The organism is Massilia sp. NBRC 108631, assembly GCF_059704565.1.
In genome coordinates this window covers 1-3,933 of sequence record NZ_BAAKJE010000155.1, presented here as the reverse complement: position 1 = coordinate 3,933, position 3,933 = coordinate 1, and the positions used below count along the sequence as shown (strand labels likewise).

Annotated in this window: 3 protein-coding genes and 2 pseudogenes; 1 reads left to right on the top strand and 4 read right to left on the bottom strand. The window is 51.6% G+C overall.

All coding sequences use genetic code 11. The features are described from left to right. Positions 1-77: 77 nt before the first annotated feature. From AC6H42_RS16980 to AC6H42_RS16970, 3 genes are all read right to left on the bottom strand, one after another. A complete protein-coding gene (locus AC6H42_RS16980) occupies positions 78-920 on the bottom strand; it encodes a hypothetical protein (protein ID WP_497548540.1) in 843 nt (280 codons plus the stop codon). Positions 921-1,028: 108 nt separating this feature from the next. Continuing rightward, positions 1,029-1,691, bottom strand: a complete 663-nt coding sequence (locus AC6H42_RS16975; protein WP_497548541.1) for a DUF8453 domain-containing protein — start codon at positions 1,689-1,691, stop codon at positions 1,029-1,031. Between the two features lie 97 nt (positions 1,692-1,788). Further along, a complete protein-coding gene (locus tag AC6H42_RS16970; protein WP_497548539.1) occupies positions 1,789-2,520 on the bottom strand; it encodes a hypothetical protein in 732 nt (243 codons plus the stop codon). 125 nt (positions 2,521-2,645) lie between these two features. Between AC6H42_RS16970 and AC6H42_RS16965 the strand changes: the two are divergent. Continuing rightward, positions 2,646-2,855, top strand: a pseudogene (locus AC6H42_RS16965) (transposase); the annotation flags it as partial. Here AC6H42_RS16965 and AC6H42_RS16960 read toward each other — a convergent pair. Then, a pseudogene (locus AC6H42_RS16960) lies at positions 2,854-3,585 on the bottom strand (DEAD/DEAH box helicase family protein); the annotation flags it as partial. The pseudogenes AC6H42_RS16965 and AC6H42_RS16960 sit on opposite strands and share 2 nt — an antisense overlap. Positions 3,586-3,933: the final 348 nt, after the last annotated feature.

Sequence of the window (3,933 nt, the reverse complement as noted above, 5' to 3'; positions counted from 1 at the left end):
CTCCCAGCACCTTGTGGCTGGCAAATAAATGAACGCTGGCCTGCGGCCAGCCATCATCAACTAAACTGTTACGGCACTCAACACGGTGCTGAGTCGACGCTTACCTTCAGATCACGCACAAAATCTGTCTCAGCCGGTCCGACTCGACCGGAAGCAACCCCACCTGCCGCAGTCCAGAGCCCAGCGGCCCCTAGTGCTTTTGCGAGTGATTGTCGGCGCACCGCACGCGCAATCTCTCGCGGGTCAAAGTCTTGCAAGCGCTGTAGGGCCGGGTCGGGTGGAGGATCAATGAAGACAAGTTGCGCTGTTTCAACACTTCGATCTTGAGGAATAAATAAGCCACCGACCATGCAGGATGTGAAGAGGGACCCGTTACTTAGATTACTCTTCTGGGAAATGCCTCTAACAAGTGCATCATCAAGCGCGGCTCTGGATGTCTGACTGCCCTTGCACTCCAAAACATGCAATCTTCCCATTGAATCAACGCCGATGAGATCGGGGGTTTTGGATGGCCCACGCTTGGAGCGGGCTGCATGCGAGACAACGCCTGCCATCAATGAGTCGAGAAGGTAAGCTGTATCTGCGAAATCTTCAAATCCGTGTTGTTCTACAAGGTAGTGACAAGGAAATCCCAATCCGAAGTCGTCGGAAAGGATGGTTTTTTGATGTGGGTCGAGTTCATTCCAAATTGGCCGAAGTCTCAGCGATGGATCTCTCCTAGAGATGGCTGCACCATAACGCAGCCAGGCCCAGTATGTGGATAGACTGATACCGCGATATCGAGGTGGCGTGGTTAAGTAGCCAACTACCAGCAGTGCTTGGAGAACATCACAGTCCCAAGCAGCTGCTGAGGGAAGTCCTGGGAGAAGACTTGTTGTTCCATGGCTTGCATCGACAGACATCGAGATATGCTTTTTCAACTACTTATTCCCTATTTCTCAGACTTCAGTTCAAATTTCACAGCCTTTGCGAGCCTTTCCCAGGATTGCCAATAGTGGCACTGATGAGATGGAGAGCTGTTGGGGTGATTATTCTTTGCCATGCTTCTGACGCCAAAGCCGTAACTCACGTGCTGAAACACGTTTTTCATGGAGTCGGTCGCTTGCAAGAAACGCATCTACCCGAATGCGATTACCTGCCCGGCCAACCTGTTTCAGATCTTCTTGCATTTTTTTAACATGTTCAGCGATTTGCACGAATGGATCATTTCCGAGTTTCGATATTCCTTCCAAATCTCCCATGCTGAGCGTGTATACGTTTTCTTCGCGTACAGAATTCTTTGCGTTTCTGCGCCAACTAATACTGACTGTATAGTTTTTTCCTTCCAGCGGGCCGTACTCAGAAACATAGCTGCTCATACTCTGACCTGGCTTAAGAACACTTATCCGTTTAAGAGGAATTTCTTTCGTCTTTCTTGCTTCACCATTTTCCAAGGGCGGATCAAATTCGATGGAAATGTCGTAAGCAGTACCGTTGCCGGTGTTGTTCACATTCAGGTCAAAATGCCTCATTGACCAACGATTCGGGTCGAGGGTCGCCACCACATGTGGTTGAGAACTTGCCTCCACCATACGTGTTGTTTCACGCGCTAGAACTTGCGTCACTCTCCAAAGAAAAAAGGTGGCTATTGCGGTGACTAGCGTGCCGAGTAATCCTCCGATAGACACGACGATGTTGATCCATGTTGGCATTTCATTCACTTGAGACCTTTCAATATTTGCACAGTTTGTACACACCATTAGAGAGCGATATTGTCAAAAGCCTTGCACCTTCTCAGGCAGCCGTGGATCACGACTGGTTACCCTGATCATCGGTATTGTTCTGAGCCAAGCGCTCGTCAATTTCCGCGAGTGCTCCATCCATTACTTTATTGATTCGTTCTTTTAGTTCCTCGCCATAGTGGCCAGGCTTCATGCTTCGAACTCGTCTCATTTCAACGTAAAGTTGGCGTAAGGATTCACGGCTGTCTTGAAGATGAGTGGCAATCAACAAGCGCAAACGCTTAAGTTGGCTGGTACTTAATCGCTCCAATTCATCTTTCCAAATATTGGGGTGGAAGGGGCGCATGACCACGCCACGGAAGTTGCTTGCGGAATTTGACAGTATATCGTGCATGTGCGGCACCAAAGTCTTGATTTCGTTGGAACGGGCTAGGTAGGAGTTAATCTTTTGCTGTATGGGATTAACTGTCTGACGAGGGAGAGTGGATTTGGCTTCAAATCCTGAGCCATCGGCTGCGCGTGTAAATACACTACCCGGGTTGGCCCTAGCCCAAGTTCCTGCCTGTTCGAAGGTTTCAAAACGCAGGGTGAAGGTGCCAATCGAGGAGAGTGTATGGTGCGTGCTCTCAACGACAGCGTTGTTCCCATCATTGACTAGCCCAAGCGACCAAGATTCATGTTTGAGGGCTAATGATGAGGCGTTAGGATTGCCTGTTCGCACGATGTGCTGTACACCCGCAGCTAACTCGTCATCGGTAAAGGCGGCATCCGGCAAGCCGTCATCGTCGTGGTTATCCATATTACATAGTCCTGACGTCATATCTCGCTACCCTTAGGGAGCCGCTGAATTATTCCTCAGCGGCTGAATCTGCGGCGATCTGAACCTGAGACAATACGACATTGTCCATCACTGCTCAGCCGATCATGCAACGAAGCTTTTCCGACCTTGAGTACGCCGCCAAGAAGAAGCTCACGCGGCGTGACCGATTCCTGGCCGAGATTGATCAGGTGACGCCTTGGGGCAAGCTGCACAAGCTCATTGAGCCGTTTTACCCGAAAGCAGCAGGCGCCGGCCGTCCGCCGATTGGCTTGGCGCGCATGCTGCGCATGTACGTGGCCCAGCAGTGCTTCGGGCCGTGCCGAACGGCTTGAAGTCGTTGTTCTTGGTTTGGTCCACCAAAATATTGCGGTCAGCCAGAAACAAGATTCGTTTCTTGGTGCCGGACTTCCACAAACGCCAGATGATCTGGAACGCGGTGTAGGTTTTGCCTGTGCCGGTTGCCATGACTAGCAGAATGCGTTCCTGACCTTTGGCGACCGCTTCCACCGTGTTGTTGATGGCATTGGCTTGATAGTAACGCGGGGTGCGCCCGCTGCCGTCGTCGTAGTAGGGCATCTCGACCGTGTGGCGTGCCTCTTTGGTGTCCAATCCCTTCCACTGGCAATAGCGTTGCCAAAGTTCAGTTGGCGAGGGGAATGCGTCCAGCGCCAGTTCTCGTTCGACCTTGTCGGCAAGGCCGGTACGGTCGTGCATCAGGAAGGCATCGCCGTTGGAGCTGAATACAAACGGTACGCCCAAAGTTTCAGCATAGTTCAGCGCTTGCTGCATACCGGACCCAACGCTGTGGCCGTTTTCCTTGGCTTCGATGACGGCGACCGGGATGTTGGACTTGTAGTACAGGATGTAGTCGGCGCGCTTCTGTTCGCCACGCGCATGAAGTTTTCCACGAACGATGACGCGGCCCTTAGTAAAGCTCACTTCCTCGCGAATCTGCGTGTGGAGATCCCAGCCAGCTGCGGTGATGGCCGGGGTGATGTACTTGGTGCAGATGTCTCGTTCGGAAAGGCCTTTTTTGTCGGTCATGGGGATATGAGGGCTTGAACGCGCTGGTTATGATGTTTGAGCATATGCAAGATCATAGCTCAAAAGCAACGTTTAGTCGTGGGATTCGTCCCACCACTTCACCGAGGCAAGCGACCAGAGAGCGACCAGAAACAAAAAAGCCCACGAACGTAAATTCGTGGGCTTCCTTGATTATTCTTGGTAGGCCGTGCGGGATTCGAACCTGCGACCAACGGATTAAAAGAACGTAAAGCGGCGGGCATTGGGGACCTGTCAGAAATTTTGTGTGCGGGGCCAAAGTTTAATTAGCTGATCGCGTTGGTGAAACGCTCCCCATACATGATGGCGAACTGGTTAACTGCCTGCTTC